We start from the raw sequence: 17,822 nt of genomic DNA on the forward strand, positions 1-17,822 counted from the left end.
TGTGAATGTGATGCATTCGCATTAGCCCGAGAGGGCCGTCCGTGTCGCCCGCCGTGAACCGAGGATTTCCCGTGTCGCCTTCTGTCCGTCCCGCTTCTGCCCGCCTTGCCGCGCGGGGACTCGCCCTCGCCGGATCGCTCGTGGCCGGGGCGCTCGCGCTGAGCGCGTGCGGCGCCCAGTCGGCCGCGGGCCCCAGCTCGGGTTCGACGGCGGGGCAGATCGCCGTCGTCGCGTCGACCAACGTGTACGGGGACATCGTCAAGCAGGTCGGCGGGGACAAGGTCTCGGTCACGTCGATCATCTCCAAGCCGAGCCAGGATCCGCACTCGTACGAGGCGACGAGCCAGGACCGCGTCGCCGTCTCGAAGGCCAAGCTCGTCGTGCTCAATGGCCATGGCTACGACGATTTCATGGTCAAGCTCGCAAACGAGGCGAAGCTCTCGGCGGACAGCCTCGTCAGCGCCGTCGAGGAGTCCGGCCTGCACCACGACGAGGCGTCGCCGTCCGCCAGCACGTCGGCCTCGTCCGAGGCGAAGGACGAGTTCAACGAGCACGTGTGGTACAGCCAGGACGCCATGAAGAAGGTCGCCGACGCGCTCGCCGCGAAGCTCGGCAAGCTCGATCCAGCCGATGCCCAGGGCTTCAAGGACCGTGCCGCGCAGTGGGAAGGCAAGCTCTCTGGCGTCGCGTCGAAGCTCAGCGCGATCAAGGCCGCGCACCACGGTGAGGGCGTGGCCATCACGGAGCCCGTGCCCCTGTACATGCTCGAAGCGGCGGGGCTCGAGAACAAGACGCCCGAGGAGTTCAGTGCGGCGTCCGAAGCGGGCAACGACGTTCCGCCGGCGGCGCTCAAGGGCATGCAGGACCTGATCTCGGGGCATGACGTGAAGCTCCTGGCGTTCAACCCCCAGACCGAGACGCAGCAGATCCTCACGCTCCGGAAGTTCGCCGAGGGTGCCAATGTTCCCGTCGTCGATTTCCTCGAGACGATGCCCGAGGGCTCGGACTACGTGAGCTGGATGACCGCCAACGCCGATGCTCTCGCAAAGGCGCTGGGAGGGGCCAACTGAGGGGTGCGCCTCGCCTAGACTTGTCAATCATGACAGTCGACGGCGGGCGTGCCCGGGGAATTGCCGGGCCTGGTGGCACCCGGCCCTCCGCTTCCGCCGTCGCGCTTCGCGGAGCCTCCCTCGCGTTCGGCCCGCGGACCCTCTGGAGCGGACTCGACCTCGACATCCGCCCGGGGGAGTTCTTCGCGGTCCTCGGGCCCAACGGGAGTGGGAAGACGAGCTTCCTCAAGGTGCTGCTCGGGCTCCTGAAGCTCACGTCGGGAAGCGCCACGATCGCGGGGCACCCGGCAGGGGCGGCCGGACGCGACATCGGCTACATCCCCCAGCAGAAGGGCTTCGCCTCGGACGCATCGCTCAGGGCCCGCGATCTCGTGGGCCTTGGCGTGGATGGCCACCGCTGGGGCCTTCGCCTCGCACGGAGAAGGGCCGACAACGAGATCGACAGCCTGCTCGAGCGAGTCGGGGCGTCCGCCTACGCGAAGGTCCCGGTAGGCCAGCTCTCGGGCGGCGAGCTCCAGCGGCTCCGCGTTGCGCAGGCCATCGCGGGCGGTCCGTCCGTGCTCCTGTGCGACGAGCCGCTCCTCGCGCTCGACCTCAACCATCAGCAGGCCGTGAGCGCGCTCATCGACCGTCAGCGCTCCGAGACGGGCGCCGCCGTCGTTTTCGTGACGCATGAGATCAATCCGATCCTCGACTATGTGGACCGCATCCTCTACCTCGCGCAGGGCCAGTTCCGCATCGGCTCGCCTGAGGAGGTCATGACAACCGAGGTCCTCTCGGACCTCTATGGAAGCAATGTGGAAGTCTCGCGGGTCAATGGCAGGATCGTCGTCCTCGGGCTGCCCGATGCGACGACGCACCTCCACCACGACCACGTGCACTCGGCGCTTGCGCTCGACCAGGGTGTCGAGGAGGAAGCATGAGCCTCGCGGACATCTGGAGTTCGATCTTCTCGTTCGAGAACTACGGCGAGATCCTCGCCCTCGTCCAGAACTCAGTGTGGGCCGGCGCCGTCCTGGGACTCCTGGGCGGCCTCGTGGGCACGTTCGTCGTGCGGCGTGACCTCGCGTTCGCGGTGCACGGAATCTCGGAGCTTTCCTTCGCGGGCGCGGCTTTCGCCCTCCTCGTGGGGACCGACGTCGTGACGGGCTCCCTCGTCGGCTCGATCTTCGCCGCGCTCACGATCGGCCTCATGGGCGGGCGCGCGCGCAGCAAGAACTCGATCATCGGCGTGCTCATGCCCTTCGGACTCGGCCTCGGAATTCTGTTTCTCTCCCTGTATCAAGGGCGTTCGGCGAACAAGTTCGGGCTCCTCACAGGGCAGATCGTCGCGGTCGACACTGTCCAGCTCCAGGTCCTTGCGGGCGCGGCGCTCGCCGTCGTCGTCATGCTTGCGGCCGTGTGGCGGCCTCTTTCGTTTGCCAGCGTCGACGCCGAGATGGCCCAGGCGCGCGGCGTGCCCGTGCGCTTCCTCGGGATCCTGTTCATGTTCCTGCTGGGGGTGAGCGTCGCACTCTCGATCCAAGTGGTCGGCGCGCTTCTGGTCCTCGCACTCCTCATCACCCCCGCGGCCGCAGCGCAGAGGATCACCGCGTCTCCCGCCCTCGCCGTGCTTCTGAGCGTCGTCTTCGCCGTGACGGCGACGGTGGGCGGGATCCTGCTCTCGCTGGGAGGCAGGATCCCCATCAGCCCGTACGTCACGACGCTCTCCTTCATGATCTATGCCGCGTGCGCGGGCGTCGGCGCGCTACGCAGCCGGTGGGGGAGCGGCGGCCGCGTAGCGGCCGCCGATGTGGCCCGGAGGCCATCGCGCGCTCAGACCCCCGCCGCCTAGCCTCGCTGGGACGTGCGAACCACTGAGCGGTGAGGAGCCTGTGTGCCTCAGTGCACGCACTCCGCCACTTAAATGTGCGGCAGCTGAGAATCTTTCGCGACTAGGTGTGTCGCCTAGCCACTGAGATCGCGATGTCGGCTCCTTAGGGTGAGTAGGGCGCGGCCATCCGCAGCCCTGGAAAGCAGCTCGCACCCCTAGAAAGGGCCCTCGCGCATGGAAGAACAGAGGAAGCCAGTTAACCGACGTACCGTTCTGTACGGCGCAGCCTGGTCGGCACCGGTTGTCGTTGCCGCGGCAGCAACTCCTTTGGCGGCGGCGTCGGGATCGGGATCCATCCAGTTTGACAGCCCCAACTATTCGACGAGCGCCGGCGGCACCTACACGACGATCACCGGCAAGGTGATCCTGACCTCGGGAAGCTACCCGGCCACCGTCACGATCGCCTATCCGTCCGACTTCAGCGGGAACATCACCGTGGCCGTCAACCCGGCGACGGGTGCCTTCTCGCTCGGCACGGTCCAGGCTCCCGGCAGCGCTATTGCCTCGGCCGTGCTCACCGCGACGGCCAAGGGCTTCTCTCCGGGCACGACGACGCTGACGGTCACCCTTGTTCCCGTGCCGCTCGCGGGGCGCGGGCTCGTGTGGGGCTACGGGACCATGAACGGTACCGGGAGCTCGCAGACCCCCTACAACCGCCCGTATGCGGCAAATCCGCAGAAGGTCGTCGACCAGGGATGGAGCAACTATCGCGACGTCGCCCAGGTCGGCGACGAGCACACGTACATGATCTCGCCGGATGGGCTTTCCTACGTGTCGTTCGCGGGTGCCGCGGTCACGAAAGTCAACCGCTCGATCGCGCTCAATTCCGGCGAGACGATGGCCTCGCTCGCCGGCGGACCTCAGGTGATCGCCATCCTGACCTCTCAGGGACGCGTCTTCACCTCGCATTACGTCACGACGAACCTCACGTCTGCCCAGGTGCGGAACCCTGCGGGCGTGACCTTCGTGCAGATCGCGCATTTCTGGAGCGACGTCGCCGGTGCGGTCGGACTGGCCTCGGACGGGAAGGTGTACATCCTGAAGTCCGTCGACTCGGGGCCTTCTCCCACCACGGTGAAGCTCCAGGATGGCAGCGACCTTACGGGCGTCGTCGAGATCGCGGCAGGTGCCAATCCGCAGATCACGGCACGCAAGGCGGACGGAACAGTGTGGTCGGTGAGGTCCTACACCGGGACCTCCACTGCCAACACAACCTACGCCCAGCAGGTGTGGGCCGGCTCGCAGGGCACTCCGCTCCTCGCCAAGAGCCTCGCTGTGCACTCGAGCCCTTACACGGACTCGAGCTACGTGACCGCGGCCCTCGGCCAGGATGGGCTCATCTGGGTGTGGGGCCAGCGCGTGTCCTACTGCGTCTCCGGCGGTAATACGACGGATCGCTTCGCCCGCTCGGTCAACGTGATCCAGGCCCTGGGGCTCTCGGGCGTCGCCGTCAAGAATGTCTCGGTCTCGGCGCCAGTCTTCGCCACGCTCACGGACGGACGGGTTGTGAGCTTCGGCAACCCGGCGGACGAGGGCGAACGTGGGCAGGGCAAGGGCAACCAGTTCACCTTCACGACCAACCCGGGCTTCGTCGTCGACGTGAACGGTACCCCGATCACGGGCATCGACCGCGTCTGCACGACCCGCGGCGGCGGTTGGGCGATCCAGCCCTGATTGACGCGCTGGCGCGGGGCGTGGCTTGGCGGCGCCCCGCGCCGAGGCGTTTCCCTAGTCTTCGCTCCCGCTCTCGGCGGCAACCGCCGCGGAGCATTCGGGGCACAGCCCGAAGATCTCGACCGTGTGCTCGACCGCCGTGTATCCGTGCTCGGCGGCCACGCGGCTCGCCCACGACTCGACGGCCGGGGCCTCGATCTCGACGGCCTTCCCACACCGCCGGCACACGAGGTGATGATGGTGGCCACGGGCCTCGCATCGCCGATAGCGCGCCTCGCCGTCATCGGTCCTCAGGACGTCGACGAGGCCGTCCTCGGCCATGGATTGGACGATGCGATACGTCGTCGCGAGGGAGACCGACGCGCCGCGTTCCTGGAGGATGCGATGCAGCTCCTGGGTCGAGACGAAGTCGGCGAGGTCGTTGAGCGCCTCGCCCACAGCGACCTTCTGCTTTGTGACGCGCTGCTCGCGCCCCCCGGACGCGCGCGTGTGGCCCGTCGTCGTCCCGGTCACTGCATCCTCCGTCCCGGACGAGCCGCCCGATTGCTTCCTCCGCGAACACCGTGCTGCCGGCCTCCCTGTGAAGAACGCCAGCCATTCGCAGATATTCCAGCCTAACAAGCCTGCCTAGACTGGCCTGCATGAGGCTCACCAAGTACACCCATGCATGCGTCCGCCTCGACAAGCCCGCGCCGGTGGCGGGCGGGGGAGCGCCCGAGGACGGCGGGGCGCGCCGCGTGCTCGTCATCGACCCGGGGAGCTTCTCGGAGGTCGAGGAGGCCTTGCGCGGAGCTGAGGCGCTCCTCGTGACCCACGAACATGCGGACCACGTCGACGTCGATCGGGTCGCCGCGGTCCTCGGTCAGAGCCCCGTCCTCGAGGCATGGGCCCCTGCCAGGGTCGCCGAACAGCTCCGGGCGGCGGCTCCCGGCGCGGCGGACCGGATCCACGCGGCCGAGCCGAACACCGAGTTCGAGGCCGCCGGCTACCGCGTGCAGACGTTCGGGAGCCAGCACGCGCTCATCCACCCGCTCGTCCCCGTCGTGGCCAACATCGGCTACCTCGTGGACGGCGAGGTGTTCCACCCGGGCGACTCTTTCACGGTCCCGCACGGGACTGAGGTGGGCACTTTGCTCGTCCCGATCCACGCGCCGTGGAACAAGATCGGCGAGGTCGTGGACTTCATCATCGCGGTGCGGGCGCGGCGCGCCTACCCCATCCACAATGCTCTCCTCAACGACCGGGGGACTGGACTCGTCGAGGGGCATGCGCGGCGCATCGGGGACATCTACGGGACGGCGTTCGCGCATCTCGAGCCTGGCGAGTCGGTCGAGCTCTGACCCTCAGCCCGCCCAGCGGCCGGTCCCGAAGAACTCGTCGAGGGTCGCCGTGTGCTCGGTCGGGTCGAGGCGGTTCTCGGCGAGCCACGCATCGTCGGCGTAGGAGTTCGCGTAGCGCGCCCCGCCGTCGCACATGAGCGTCACGATGCTCCCGCTCTCGCCCGCCGCGAGCATCTCGGCGACGAGCTGCCACACGCCCCAGAGGTTCGTGCCGGTCGAGGGCCCTGCGTCGAACCCGAAGCGGGCCTTGAGATCGCGCATCGCGGCGACGGAGCCGCCGTCGGGCACTCGCATCATCCGGTCCACGATGGCGGGGTTGAAGCTGGGCTCGACCCGCGGACGGCCGATGCCCTCGATCCGGGACGCCCCGCCGTCGACCGCTTGCCCGGAGGCCCAGCTCGGGTAGAACGCAGAATTCTCCGGATCCACGACGGCGAGGCGCGTCGCGAACTGGCGGTACCGCACGTAGCGGCCGATCGTCGTGCTCGTCCCGCCCGTGCCCGCGCCCACGACGATCCAGCGCGGCACAGGGTGCCGCTCGACTTCTAGCTGGGCGAAGATCGTCTCGGCGATGTTGTTGTTGCCTCGCCAGTCCGTGGCCCGCTCGGCATAGGTGAACTGATCGAGATAGTGACCGCCGCACGCCTCCGCGAGCCGCGCGGCCTCGCCGTACACCTCGCCGGCGGTGTCGACGAAGTGGCAGCGGCCGCCATAGGACTCGATGAGCGCGATCTTCTCGCGGCTCGTCCCGCGCGTCATGACGGCGACGAACGGCACCCCGATGAGGCGCGCGAAATACGCCTCGGAGACGGCGGTGCTGCCGCTCGACGCCTCGACGACCGTGGTGCCCTCGCGGATCCAGCCGTTGACGAGGCCGAAGAGGAAGAGCGAGCGCGCGAGGCGGTGCTTGAGGCTTCCCGTGCGATGGGTCGATTCATCCTTGAGGTAGACGTCGATTCCCCATGCTGCGGGGAGCGGGATCGCGTGCAGATGCGTGTCCGCGCTGCGTCGCGAATCGGCCTCGATCCGCCGGATCGCCTCGTTGGCCCATGCGCGCTCGGTGCCGAGCGGATCGCGGTCGAGGGTCGGGCGGCCGTCGCGGGGTTCGGCAGGAGAATTCACCAGGAAAGCCTATGCGGTCGGGCCCGCCAGCGAGGGCTAGGGTGGTGGAGATGAGCACTTCACGGGTGAATTCGACGCCGGTCCTGATTTCCGCAGCCGAGCTCCGCGAGCGCCGCGAGGCCGGCCGCCTGGTCCTTGTGGACGTGCGGTGGGCCCTCGGCGGGCCGAACGGCCGCGACGCGTACCTTGCGGGCCACATCCCCGGCGCGGTGTTCGCGGACCTCGAGACCGAGCTCGCCGTCCCGGTGGAACCCGGCAGCCCCGAGGAGGCCGCTGGCGGTCGCCATCCGCTTCCGAGCCCCGAACGCTTCGAGGACGCCGCGCGCGGCTGGGGGATCGACGACGGCGATGCGGTCGTCGTGTACGACGCGACGTCTGGGCAGGCAGCCGCTCGCGCGTGGTGGATGCTGCGCGACGCGGGAATCGACGACGTGCGGATCCTCGACGGCGGGCTCGCGGCGTGGACGGGCGCTGGCGGCCCGCTGGAGGCGGGGCCGAGCAGCCCGGCACCGGGGAACGTGACCCTGCGGTCCGGCGTCATGCCGACCATCGACGCCGACGGCGCAGGGGCGTTCGACGGCGTGCTCCTCGACGCGCGTGCGGGCGAGCGGTTCCGCGGCGAGGTCGAGCCGGTCGATCCGCGCGCGGGGCACATTCCCGGGGCCGTGAACGCCCCGACGGCCGGCAACCTGGCCGACGACGGCAGCTTCCTTCCGTCGGACGCGCTCCGGCGCCGCTTCGAGAGCCTCGGCGTCGGGCCGGGGCGGCCGGTCGCCGTGTACTGCGGCTCGGGCGTCACTGCGGCGCACGACATCGCCGCGCTCGCCATCGCCGGCTTCGACGCCGCGCTCTATCCGGGCTCGTTCTCGCAGTGGTCGCGCGACCCCGAGCGCCCGGTCGCGGTCGGCGAGGACGCCTAGCACGGGTGTGCCATGGGCTCGGCCCGCGCGATGGGATAGCGTCGGCTGTATGACTCCAGGACGCCCCGTCATGCCAGGGGCGGACAAGCTGCGCCGCGGCCTGCCCGCCGACGTCACCGAACCGCCGTCGTCCGCCCGTCCCGACGACGCCGAGGTTCCCGCCGGGGGCAGCGACGTCGCGGCCCGCGGCGCGACCTCGTCGCGGAGCGGGCTCGTGCCGCTCACTGTGCACCGACGCGACCCCAAGCCGGACGACGTCGAGATAGACATCGAATTCTGCGGCCTCTGCCACTCGGATGTGCACGCCACGCGCGGCGAGTGGGGCGAGCGGGCATGGCCCCTCGTTCCAGGCCACGAAATCGTCGGCCGCGTTCGCCGCGTGGGCAGCGACGTGCGCGGGTTCGCGGTCGGCGACCGCGTGGGCGTGGGATGCCTCGTGGATTCGTGCCGCGAATGCGCCAACTGCCTCGACGGCGTCGAGCAGTACTGCGAACGGGGGAACGTGGGCACCTACGGTTCTCCGGATCCTCGGAACGGCGGCGAATTAACTCAGGGCGGCTACTCCGAGCGGATCGTGGTCAACGAGAGGTTCGTGCTGCGGATCCCCGACGCGCTCGATCCTGCAGAGGCCGCGCCGCTCCTGTGCGCGGGCATCACGACGTTCTCGCCGCTTCGGTATTTCGGGGTCGAGCCGGGCGAGACCGTGGGCGTGGTGGGCCTCGGCGGGCTCGGCCACATGGCCGTGAAGCTTGCGAAGGCGATGGGAGCCGACGTCACGGTGTTCACACGTTCCGAGGCGAAGGCCGGCGCAGCGCGCGAGCTCGGCGCGGACCACGTCGTCGTGACGTCCGACCCCGAGCAGCTCGCGGCGGCGCACCGCTCTCTCGACCTCGTCATAGACACGGTCGCCGCGCCGCACGACGTCAACGACTACCTTCGCACGCTGCGGCTTGACGGGGCACTCTTCCAGCTGAGCCTTCCCTCGGGCTCGATGCCGCCCGTCGACCCGCGGCTCCTCATCCGGCAGCGGCTCTCGTACGGGGGATCGCTCATCGGCGGAATCGCCGAGACCCAGGAGATGCTGGACTTCTGCGCCGAGCACGGGATTGTCGCAGACGTCGAGCTCGTGGGAGCCGACGGCCTCGACGAGGCGTACGACCGCATGGTGGCAGGCGACGTGAAGTACCGCTTCGTGCTCGACGCCTCGACCCTCAGACCAGATTCGACAGCAGCCTCGCACGGGGCACAGGAAGGACAGCGATGACCACGATTTTCACCAAGATCATCGACGGCGATATCCCGGGCCGCTTCGTGTGGAAGGACGACGACGTCGTAGCCTTCCTGAGCATCGGGCCCCTCGCCGACGGGCACACGCTCGTCGTGCCCCGCGAGGAAGTCGACCGCTGGACGGACGCCGCGCCCGAGCTGCTCGACCAGGTCATGCATGTTGCCCAGAAGATCGGGCAGGCCCAGGTCGAGGCGTTCGGGGTCGAGCGCGCTGGCGTCATCATCGCGGGCTTCGAGGTGCACCATCTGCACGTCCACGTGTGGCCCGCGAGCTCCGAAGCCGAGTTCAATTTCCAGCGCGCCCAGCACAATCCCGATCCCGCCGCGATGGAGGCTGCAGCCGAGAAGATCCGCCAGGCGCTCCGCGACGCGGGGCACGGGGAGTTCGTGCCGGAGGGCTGACAGTCGCAGCTACCGCCTGACGCGCTCGCCCCGCCGCTCACGCCGGGGCGAGCGCCTCGTTGAGGGCCTGCCGCACTCGCTTTTCCGAGACCTTGCCCGCGGTTCCGAGCTCGACGGCGAACAGGCTCACGCGCAGCTCCTCGATCATCCATCGGACCGTTTCGAGCTTCGCCTCGTTCCGGCCCGTCGGCGCAAGGGCGGCGACGGCGTCGTCGTAATCGTCCTCGAGCGCCTGGACGGTGCTCATGGCTACCGCGTCCCGCTGGACGTTCGTGGGCAGCTTCTCGAGCCGACGCTCGATGGCCCGCAGATACCGGGGGAGGTGCGCGAGCTGGGTGTAGCCCGTGCGTGCTACAAAGCCCGGGTACACGAGCTGCTCAAGCTGCGCCTTGACGTCATTGAGCCCGCTCACGAGCGCGAGGCTCGTGGTGCCCTTGAGCTGTTTGCCGATGCGCAGCGACGCCGCGAGCACCTGTTCGGCGATCGCGGTGACTGCGAACACCGTGTCGATGAGCTCGGCCCGCACGTGGTCGTAGAGGGCATCGAACGCGGCGCGGTCCCACGGGAGCTCGGCGGGCACCAGACGATCTATCCCCGCGAGGACGCAGTCGGCGATGAGGTCGGGGACGCTCCCGTGCGGGTTCTGGCTGAACGTGAGCTTCTCGCGGTTGTTGAGGTGCTCGAGCACGTAGCGGTCAGGCGGTGGGATGCGCAGGGCGAGAAGGCGGATCACTCCGGCGCGGTGGGCCCGCAGCTGGTCCTCTTCGGTCTGGAAGACGCGCAGGCCTGCGGTGCCGCGTGCCCCCTGCTGGCCCTTCGTACCACGGCCCTCGTCGACGAGCGCGGGGTAGCCCGTCACGGTGTGCCCGGCGACGACGGTGCTCGCCGTCCGCGGGATGGTCCCCACGGTCCACTCCGCCAATCCCGTACGTTCGGCCAGCCCCGAGCGCGCGGCGAGGCGTGCGCCGGAGGCTGGCTGCGCCGTCGTGCCTTGAGCGGCCGACGGCGCCGGGCCAGTCGCGGCCGACGTCGCGGGGCCTTCTCCTCGCCGCGTTGACGGGGCTGCGGACTTCGGTGTGGCGCCCAGCGACTCGGCAATGGCTCGTCGCGTCGCGGGCGCGAGCTGCTCCTGGAGAGCCGCGAGGTCCTTTCCTGAGCCGAGGACCTTGCCGCGCGAATCCACCACGTTGAAGGACATCTTGAGATGCGGCGGCACCGCGTCCCAGTTCCACGAGTCGGGCGGGATGATCTGCCCCTTGAGGCGCCGCAGCACGAGTTCGAGGGATGGCTCGAGGTCGTCGCTCTGGGGGTCGAAATCGGCGTCGAGCGCCGCGACGGCCTGTCTCGCGACGTCCGGGGCCGGCACGAAGTTCTTTCGGATCTGCTTGGGCAGCGACTTGATGAGCGCCGCGACGAGGTCGGCCCTCTGGCCCGGGATCTGCCAGCGGAACGGCTCGGCGTCGAGCTGGTTGAGGAAGAGCACGGGGACCTCGGCCGTGACGCCGTCGTTCGGGTCCGGGGTCCCGCCCGGGGCGACCGGCTGGAACTCGTAGGCGAGGGGGAGCTCGAACGAGCCCTGCCGCCAGACCTTCGGGTAATCGGCGTCGTCGAGGTCTTCGGCGCGATCGGTCAGCAGCAGCGCACGGTCGAAGTCCAGGAGGTGCGCGTCCGCCTGCCGGGCCTTCTTCCACCACGCGTCGAAATGCCGCTCCGAGACGACGCTCGCGGGGATCCGCTCGTCGTAGAAGTCGAAAAGGGCCTCGTCGTCCACGCGAAGGCCTCGCTGGCGAACGCGCGTCTCGAGTTCGTCGACTTCCTCGAGGAGGGCTCGATTGCGCTGGAAGAACGTGTGGTGCGTGCGCCAGTCGCCCTCGACGAGGGCATGGCGGATGAACAGCTCGCGCGCGAGCACGGGGTCGATGCGCCCGTAGTTGATACGCCGCTGCGGTACGACGGGCACCCCGTACAGCGTGACCTTCTCGTACGCCATGACTGAGCCCATGCGCTTGGACCAATGCGGCTGCGAATAGGTGCGCTTCACGAGCTGCGGGGCCACGAGCTCGGCCCATTCCGGGTCGATCTTGGCTGCGGTCCGCGCCCACAGGCGGCTCGTCTCGACGAGTTCCGCCGCCATGACGTACGTCGGGTTCTTCTTGAACAGCGCCGAGCCGGGGAAGATCGCGAACCGCGTGCCGCGCGCGCCGGAATACTCTCGCTTGCGCTCGTCAAGGAGGCCGATATGGCTCAGGAGGCCCGCGAGCAGCGACTGGTGCACGGCGTCGTGGTTCGCCACGGGGTCGGTGTCTCGCCCAGGGCCGAGGCTAATGCCCAGCGGTCGCGCAAGCTGGCGCAGCTGCTGGAAGAGCTCCTGCCACTCACGCACGCGCAGGTAGTTGATGAACTCGGCCTTGCACAGGCGGCGGAACGCGGACGAGGACAGCTCGCGCTGCTGCTCTTGGAGATAATTCCAGAGGTTGAGGTAGGCGGAGAAGTCCGAGTTCTCGTCCTTGAAGCGCGCGTGCTTCTCGTCGGCCTGCTGGCGCTTCTCCGTGGGCCGCTCGCGCGGATCCTGGATCGTCAGCGCGGCGGCGAGGACCATGACTTCGCGCGCGCAGTCGCGTCGGGCCGCCTCCACGATCATGCGGCCGAGGCGTGGGTCGACCGGGAGCTGGGCGAGCTGATGGCCGACGGCGGTCAGCGCGCTCGAGCGCCTGCCCCGCCCGCGCTCTTCGGCTTCCGGGGCTTGACCCGGCTCGGCGAGGGCGCCGAGCTCGCGCAGGAGAGTCACGCCGTCGTTGATCGCCCGACTCTCGGGCGGCTCGACGAACGGGAAGGCCTCGACGTCCTTCGGTCCGCGCGCGATCCCCATCGCGGTCATCTGGAGGATGACGGCGGCGAGGTTGGTCCGCAGGATCTCCGGATCCGTGAACTCCGGGCGGGAGAGGTAGTCCTCCTCCGAGTACAGGCGGATGCAGATGCCATCCGAGACTCGGCCGCAGCGTCCTGCGCGCTGGTTCGCGGATGCCTGCGAGACGCGCTCGATCGGCAGCCGCTGGACCTTTGTGCGGTGCGAGTAGCGCGAGATGCGCGCCGTGCCGGTGTCGATGACGTACTTGATGCCTGGCACCGTGAGCGACGTCTCGGCGACGTTCGTCGCAAGGATGATCCGCCGTCGTCCGCCCGGGGTGAAGACGCGGTGCTGCTCGGCAAGCGAGAGGCGCGCGTACAGCGGCAGGATCTCGGCGTTTGCGAGGAGGCGGTTTTTCTGGATGCGCGAGCCGAGCGCGTCGGCGGCGTCGCGGATCTCGCGCTCGCCGGAGAAGAAGATGAGGATGTCGCCCGGGTCTTCGCGCGAGAGCTCCTCGACGGCGTCGCACACCGCGTCGAGCGGGTCGCGATCGTCCTCGAGCGCGTCGTCGGAGCGGGCGACGGCGGATTCGTCGTCGTCGGCTTCGCCTGCGTCGGCGACGAGAGGGCGGTAGCGGATCTCGACCGGAAACGTGCGGCCGGAGACCTCGATGACGGGCGCCAACTCGCTGGAGCCGTCCGGGAGCTCGCGCGCGAAGTGGCGGGCGAACCGCTCGGGGTCGATCGTCGCGGACGTGATGATGACCTTGAGGTCCGGCCGCTGGGGGAGGATCCGCTTGAGGTACCCGAGGATGAAGTCGATATTGAGGCTGCGCTCGTGGGCCTCGTCGATGATGATCGTCGAATATCGGCGGAGGAGCCGGTCGCGCTGGATCTCCGCGAGCAGGATGCCGTCGGTCATGAGCTTGACCTTGGTTTGCGGCCCCACCTCGCCCGTGAAGCGGACTTGGAAGCCGATCTCTTGGCCGAGCTCGACGCCGAGCTCTTCGGCGATGCGCTCCGCGACCGTCCGCGCTGCGAGGCGGCGCGGCTGGGTGTGCCCAATGAGGCCCTTCTCACCGAGGCCGAGTTCGAGGCACATCTTGGGGATCTGGGTCGTCTTCCCCGAACCGGTCTCGCCCGCGATGATCGTGACCTGATTCGCGGCGATGGCCTCCATGAGCTCGTCGCGCCGCTCGGAGACGGGCAGTGCACTGGGGTACGTGATCGTCAGGGACATGGCTGATCCAGTCTAGTGGGGCGAGGGAAGCAGGCCGTCCAGGGATTCCGTAGGTGCTGAGAGGCGACGATCACCGGTGCCCAAGAAGCGAATCGATCGGTGCCTAAGAATCGAAATTTCAATTGGCATATTGGATATTTCTGCTTGACGTGACGGGCGAAGGTGGTGAAGGATCGGAACCGTAGCCAGTCGGATCGGAGATGGGGGAATCGTGCGATTGACAGTGTCCAGAGTGACGGCGATGAGTGTGCGAACGAGGGCGGTGGCTATCGCGCTGGCCGGAGCAGTCCTTCTGACAGCGCCCGCCGCCGTGCAACCGTTGGCGGGAAGTCCTTCGGCACAGGCGGGGGTCTCTTCCCTCGCAACGTCTCCTTCGAACCCGACTATTCCGTCTGGGACGAATCGGCCTCAAGAGTCGACACCGCTGCCGCAGATCCGGTCCCTGCCGTTACCGGAGGAGACAGTGCGGGACGCGCAGAAGCGGGTCAACGTCCGGCCGCTGCTCAGTTGGATCTGGTCAAACGCGCGTTATCTGTGGAATGGAATGGTCGAATCTGTACGGTGGGGATGGTTCACGTTCAGTGGATTCTGGTGGAGCTTGCCGGACTGGATCCGTGGTGTTGCGAGCTGGTTCGCGGGCGGCACGCTGTGGGACATTTATGTGAGCCTCCGTGAGTACTTCTTCGGCTGGTAAGAGTCTTCGGATCCGACACGCCATGGCAACTGTGGTTGGACGCGGCCCGATCTCTCTGATTGCATGCGTCAGTCTTGTAGTTGCGATGCTTCTTGCAGGCCTTGATGCCGCACTCGCGTATGTCGGGGCAGCGGAGGAACCAGCGATTGCCGCATCCCTGAGCCTGTCTTCGTTGGCTGCAGTCGTTACGTTGGAGGCCCTTGGACGCTCTCCGATGGACATGTTCGGGCGTTCACGGTCGTCGAGGGTCCTTGCGCTCGCCGTTGGTGGGTCGATGCTGATCTTGGTCGGGATGTGCTTCGCGGTGCGGATGCCCGCCGACTCCCGTTCGATAATGCTCCTGTTGCCGGGCGCGTTTTTTGAGGAACTTCTCTTTCGTGGTGTTCCGCTCTTGGTGTTGATCCGACGCAACCAGGCCATGCCCGTGACCGTGGGCGGGGTGGTCGTTGCCTCGATCGTGTTCGCAATGCTGCATCCGTCGCAGCATGTTGGTACCTACGTGGACACCTTCGTGTTTTCCTTGCTGGCGTTCTGTATTGCGCTGGTTGCGCGGTCGCTCTGGCCCGCTGTTGCGTTTCACGTCGTCGCCAACATCGCCGCGACGTCGGTGGCCTCCCCGTTGAACGGCTCTGATGAGCGCGGGCTGCTCTTTGTGTTCGTTGATTTCGGGTTGTTCGTGGGGACATGGATCGTCACGTCCGCCATGTACAAGATCGTTCACCGGAGGCGGGTCTCGCCATGACGTTGCTTCTTGAGGGTGTTTCGAAATCGTTCGGTTCAGTTCGTGCCGTGCGCGACGTGAGCTTCTCCTGTGCGGCTGGCTCTATTACCGGATACATCGGTCCGAATGGCTCGGGCAAGTCGACGACGCTGAGGATGATTGCGGGTCTCGTAAGGCCTGATTCGGGCCGTATCACGATCGACGGCGCGCCTTACGCCTCAATCCCGAATCCCGGCCGAAGCGCTGGATTCCTTCTGGATCCCGCTGCCCATCATCCCGGACGCTCTGTTCGCGAGACGGTTGCCCTTCCAGCAATCATGATGGGCCTGCCGTCGCGGCGGGTTAACGAGGTGCTGTCGACCGTGGGGCTGGCCAGCGTGATGCGGCGCAAGGTCCGGGCACTTTCCCTTGGCATGCGGCAGCGTCTGAGTTTAGCCATCGCGCTCCTCGGCGAGCCTGGCGTGCTGGTCCTGGACGAGCCGGCGAACGGCTTGGACGTGGAGGGGATGGCGTGGCTCAAGACGTTGTTGCGTTCCCTGGCTGACGAAGGTGCGACCATCCTTGTGTCAAGCCATCTCCTCAATGAGCTCGAGACCTACGCCGACCGGGCCATCATCATTGATCGTGGCCGCGTGCTCTCTGAGCGACGACTCAATGGGGTTGACATGGCACTTTGGACCTTTGTGAGCGGTCCGGACCTCAGGGTCATCGAATGCGTTCTCCGTGACGCCGGGCGAGACCACGAAAGCCATGCGGATCAAGTCGCGGGGATGGGCTTCCGCGTGCGCGGACCGGTGGACGAGATCGGCGACTTAATGTGGCGCCATCACGTGAGGTTGAGCTGCTTGCAACGGAACGGAGAGAAGTCCCTCGAGGCTTACTACGCGTCGCTCACTTCGCCGGAGTTCACTGCCAACAGCAGAGTGGAGAGAACATGAAATGGACGTTTGCACCAGTCTCGCGCGCCGGCTGGGTGGCCATTCACGTTGAGGCCCGCAAACTCATCGATACGCGGAGTGCTCGCTGGCTCCAGCTGGTTATGGCTTCCGTCGGACTGGTGTTGATAGCGCTCGCGATAGGTTTGACTTCCGCCCGCAGCGCAACCTTGGAGCTGTCCGTTGTTCTGGCCGGCTTGGCGCTTCCAGGAGCGGTGATCGCGCCGCTTCTCGCGATCTTGGCAATAACGTCAGATTGGCAGCACAAGGACGTCGTCAAGTTCTATGCGGTCCAACCGAAGCGCTCGGTCATTTTGGCGGCCAAGTACATCGCGGTGACGGTCTTCGCGGTCGCTGTGGTCTTGGTCGATTGCGTCATTGCGCTGTTGGTGGCAACAGTCTTTTCGTGGGCGGCGAATGTTCCGCTCGTCTATGGGGCGTACGGTTCCAGCCTGTGGCAAGTGGTCTGCTCCGTGGTCGTCGGATCCGTGTCGGGTGCCGCCGTCGCATCCGCTTTGATGTCCACGCCAGTGGCCATCGTATTTGTCCTGGCGCAGTCGACCGTTCTCGATCTTCTGATTGGTTTCATCCCGAATATCCCGGCCGCTTACCTCCAATCTGGGACGTTCTCGAGCTTCCTCAGCGAGGGAGGAGAGGTCATTCCGGCCGTGAGCTCGGCGCTCATATGGATCGTGGTTCCCGCCCTGATCGGGGCGTGGCGTCATGCCAAGAGGGATGTTGTCTGAAATTGGGCTCACTCCGGACGCGCCCTGTCCGCAGACGGTCCTAGCCTCGGATCATGACTGAGGACCAGAACGAACCGGACCGAGGCACGTCGGCTGCTCCCTTGCGCGTCGTCTTCTACCTTCCTGAGGGGATGGCGGACTGGGAAGTCGGCTATCTCATGAGCGAGCTGCGTCAGCGGGAGGTCACCGAGCGACCCGCTGAGATCGTCGTGGCGACGGCGACGGGCGGCGCGGTGACGAGCATGGGCGGCCTGCGTGTAACACCGGACGGGCCGCTTGAGACGTTGACGGACGAGCCGTTCGACGCCCTCGTCCTCTGCGGCGGCGCGTCATGGTTCGACGACGACGCCAACAAGGCCGCGCTGGGGCTCGCCGCCCAGCGCAAGCGCGAAGGCCGGCTCGTCGCGGGGATCTGCGGCGCGGTCGACGCGATGGGCGGCGCGGGCCTGCTCGACGACGTCGACCACACCGGGAACGAGCTGGGCCAGCTTGAGAAATGGCCCGGCTATCACGGGCGGGACAGGTTTGTGAGCGAGCCGCACGCGGTCCGAGCCCGCACCCCGGCTGGCGGGACGATCGTGACTGCTGGCTCGTGGGCGCCGACGGATTTCGCGGCGGCCGTCATGGAGGAACTCGGTGCGCTGTCCCACGAGCGGTCGGAGCTGTGGCTGCGGTTCTGGAGGGACCGCGACGTGAGCGCCATCTATGGTCTGTTCGGTGTGGACGCCCCGACGAGCTGAGTCGCGTGGGTTCGCAGCACAATGGCCCCGCCGATGAGATCGGCGGGGCCATTCGCGTGGTGCCCTCGATAGGATTCGAACCTACGGCCTTCTGCTCCGGAGGCAGACGCTCTATCCCCTGAGCTACGAGGGCTCACGTCCCGGGAACTGCAGCTGCTGCGAACAGTGCCGCCGCCTCCCGAGGGGACTTATCGAGCTTATCAGGTGCCCG

At 67.7% G+C, this 17,822-nt stretch carries 16 protein-coding genes and 1 tRNA gene; 13 read left to right on the forward strand and 4 right to left on the reverse strand.

Features of this window, described 5'->3' with window-relative positions:
* Positions 1-71: 71 nt before the first annotated feature.
* The 4 genes from SPF06_RS15125 (at position 72) to SPF06_RS15140 (ending at position 4,617) form a co-directional block, all read left to right on the forward strand.
* Positions 72-1,070 (forward strand): metal ABC transporter solute-binding protein, Zn/Mn family, encoded by a 999-nt coding sequence (locus SPF06_RS15125; RefSeq protein ID WP_323279956.1) that lies wholly within the window; start codon positions 72-74, stop codon positions 1,068-1,070.
* 29 nt (positions 1,071-1,099) lie between these two features.
* Positions 1,100-1,993: a metal ABC transporter ATP-binding protein gene (locus SPF06_RS15130; RefSeq protein ID WP_323279957.1), complete on the forward strand. Its 894-nt coding sequence runs from the start codon at positions 1,100-1,102 to the stop codon at positions 1,991-1,993.
* Positions 1,990-2,904 carry a metal ABC transporter permease gene (locus SPF06_RS15135; protein ID WP_323279958.1) on the forward strand — a complete coding sequence of 305 codons (915 nt, stop codon included), beginning with the start codon at positions 1,990-1,992 and terminating at the stop codon, positions 2,902-2,904. The genes SPF06_RS15130 and SPF06_RS15135 overlap by 4 nt, the downstream gene beginning before the upstream one ends.
* A 213-nt stretch (positions 2,905-3,117) precedes the next feature.
* Positions 3,118-4,617: an RCC1 domain-containing protein gene (locus SPF06_RS15140; protein WP_323279959.1), complete on the forward strand. Its 1,500-nt coding sequence runs from the start codon at positions 3,118-3,120 to the stop codon at positions 4,615-4,617.
* A 54-nt stretch (positions 4,618-4,671) separates the two neighbouring features.
* On the opposite strand, the gene SPF06_RS15145 is transcribed toward SPF06_RS15140, so the two are convergent.
* Positions 4,672-5,130, reverse strand: a complete 459-nt coding sequence (locus SPF06_RS15145; RefSeq protein WP_323279960.1) for a Fur family transcriptional regulator — start codon at positions 5,128-5,130, stop codon at positions 4,672-4,674.
* A 128-nt stretch (positions 5,131-5,258) separates the two neighbouring features.
* Here SPF06_RS15145 and SPF06_RS15150 point away from each other — a divergent pair, with 128 nt between their 5' ends.
* Entirely contained in the window at positions 5,259-5,957 is a 699-nt protein-coding gene (locus SPF06_RS15150) for an MBL fold metallo-hydrolase (RefSeq protein WP_323279961.1), read from the forward strand.
* A gap of 3 nt (positions 5,958-5,960) precedes the next feature.
* On the opposite strand, the gene cds1 is transcribed toward SPF06_RS15150, so the two are convergent.
* Positions 5,961-7,079 (reverse strand): L-cysteine desulfhydrase Cds1, encoded by a 1,119-nt coding sequence (gene cds1 / locus SPF06_RS15155; RefSeq protein ID WP_487399477.1) that lies wholly within the window; start codon positions 7,077-7,079, stop codon positions 5,961-5,963.
* Positions 7,080-7,129: 50 nt separating this feature from the next.
* Between cds1 and SPF06_RS15160 the strand changes: the two genes are divergently transcribed.
* The 3 genes from SPF06_RS15160 to SPF06_RS15170 are packed head-to-tail and all read left to right on the forward strand — an operon-like array spanning position 7,130 to position 9,688.
* A complete protein-coding gene (locus SPF06_RS15160) occupies positions 7,130-7,999 on the forward strand; it encodes a sulfurtransferase (RefSeq protein WP_323279962.1) in 870 nt (289 codons plus the stop codon).
* 49 nt (positions 8,000-8,048) lie between these two features.
* On the forward strand, positions 8,049-9,263 hold the full coding sequence (locus tag SPF06_RS15165) for an NAD(P)-dependent alcohol dehydrogenase (protein WP_323279963.1): 1,215 nt from the start codon (positions 8,049-8,051) through the stop codon (positions 9,261-9,263).
* On the forward strand, positions 9,260-9,688 hold the full coding sequence (locus tag SPF06_RS15170; protein WP_323279964.1) for an HIT family protein: 429 nt from the start codon (positions 9,260-9,262) through the stop codon (positions 9,686-9,688). Before SPF06_RS15165 ends, SPF06_RS15170 begins: the two co-directional genes overlap by 4 nt.
* Positions 9,689-9,725: 37 nt before the next feature.
* Here the strand turns inward: SPF06_RS15170 and hrpA are convergent, their stop codons facing one another.
* On the reverse strand, positions 9,726-13,775 hold the full coding sequence (gene hrpA, locus SPF06_RS15175; RefSeq protein WP_323279965.1) for an ATP-dependent RNA helicase HrpA: 4,050 nt from the start codon (positions 13,773-13,775) through the stop codon (positions 9,726-9,728).
* 544 nt (positions 13,776-14,319) lie between these two features.
* On the opposite strand from hrpA, the gene SPF06_RS15180 reads away from it, so the two are divergent.
* Genes SPF06_RS15180 through SPF06_RS15200 form a run of 5 tightly spaced genes read left to right on the forward strand, consistent with a single transcriptional unit; the run spans position 14,320 to position 17,611 of the window.
* Positions 14,320-14,469, forward strand: a complete 150-nt coding sequence (locus tag SPF06_RS15180; RefSeq protein WP_323279966.1) for a hypothetical protein — start codon at positions 14,320-14,322, stop codon at positions 14,467-14,469.
* 22 nt (positions 14,470-14,491) lie between these two features.
* Positions 14,492-15,211, forward strand: coding sequence for a CPBP family intramembrane glutamic endopeptidase (locus SPF06_RS15185; protein WP_323279967.1), 720 nt, complete (start codon positions 14,492-14,494; stop codon positions 15,209-15,211).
* A complete protein-coding gene (locus SPF06_RS15190) occupies positions 15,208-16,128 on the forward strand; it encodes an ABC transporter ATP-binding protein (protein ID WP_323279968.1) in 921 nt (306 codons plus the stop codon). Before SPF06_RS15185 ends, SPF06_RS15190 begins: the two co-directional genes overlap by 4 nt.
* On the forward strand, positions 16,125-16,871 hold the full coding sequence (locus tag SPF06_RS15195) for a hypothetical protein (protein ID WP_323279969.1): 747 nt from the start codon (positions 16,125-16,127) through the stop codon (positions 16,869-16,871). The genes SPF06_RS15190 and SPF06_RS15195 overlap by 4 nt, the downstream gene beginning before the upstream one ends.
* Before the next feature lie 53 nt (positions 16,872-16,924).
* Positions 16,925-17,611 carry a DJ-1/PfpI family protein gene (locus SPF06_RS15200; RefSeq protein WP_323279970.1) on the forward strand — a complete coding sequence of 229 codons (687 nt, stop codon included), beginning with the start codon at positions 16,925-16,927 and terminating at the stop codon, positions 17,609-17,611.
* 57 nt (positions 17,612-17,668) lie between these two features.
* On the opposite strand, the gene SPF06_RS15205 is transcribed toward SPF06_RS15200, so the two are convergent.
* A tRNA-Arg gene (locus SPF06_RS15205) sits at positions 17,669-17,744 on the reverse strand.
* Positions 17,745-17,822: the final 78 nt, after the last annotated feature.

This window comes from Sinomonas terricola (assembly GCF_034931225.1).
Taxonomy (GTDB): domain Bacteria; phylum Actinomycetota; class Actinomycetes; order Actinomycetales; family Micrococcaceae; genus Sinomonas; species Sinomonas terricola.

Bases quoted from the DNA above. Each gene is read 5' to 3' on its own strand.
- SPF06_RS15130 (WP_323279957.1), top strand. From the start codon at position 1,100: ATGACAGTCGACGGCGGGCGTGCCCGGGGAATTGCCGGGCCTGGTGGC.
- SPF06_RS15135 (WP_323279958.1), top strand. From the start codon at position 1,990: ATGAGCCTCGCGGACATCTGGAGTTCGATCTTCTCGTTCGAGAACTAC.
- SPF06_RS15140 (WP_323279959.1), top strand. From the start codon at position 3,118: ATGGAAGAACAGAGGAAGCCAGTTAACCGACGTACCGTTCTGTACGGC.
- SPF06_RS15150 (WP_323279961.1), top strand. From the start codon at position 5,259: ATGAGGCTCACCAAGTACACCCATGCATGCGTCCGCCTCGACAAGCCC.
- SPF06_RS15160 (WP_323279962.1), top strand. From the start codon at position 7,130: ATGAGCACTTCACGGGTGAATTCGACGCCGGTCCTGATTTCCGCAGCC.
- SPF06_RS15165 (WP_323279963.1), top strand. From the start codon at position 8,049: ATGACTCCAGGACGCCCCGTCATGCCAGGGGCGGACAAGCTGCGCCGC.
- SPF06_RS15170 (WP_323279964.1), top strand. From the start codon at position 9,260: ATGACCACGATTTTCACCAAGATCATCGACGGCGATATCCCGGGCCGC.
- hrpA (WP_323279965.1), bottom strand. From the start codon at position 13,775: ATGTCCCTGACGATCACGTACCCCAGTGCACTGCCCGTCTCCGAGCGG.
- SPF06_RS15180 (WP_323279966.1), top strand. From the start codon at position 14,320: ATGGTCGAATCTGTACGGTGGGGATGGTTCACGTTCAGTGGATTCTGG.
- SPF06_RS15185 (WP_323279967.1), top strand. From the start codon at position 14,492: ATGGCAACTGTGGTTGGACGCGGCCCGATCTCTCTGATTGCATGCGTC.
- SPF06_RS15190 (WP_323279968.1), top strand. From the start codon at position 15,208: ATGACGTTGCTTCTTGAGGGTGTTTCGAAATCGTTCGGTTCAGTTCGT.
- SPF06_RS15195 (WP_323279969.1), top strand. From the start codon at position 16,125: ATGAAATGGACGTTTGCACCAGTCTCGCGCGCCGGCTGGGTGGCCATT.
- SPF06_RS15200 (WP_323279970.1), top strand. From the start codon at position 16,925: ATGACTGAGGACCAGAACGAACCGGACCGAGGCACGTCGGCTGCTCCC.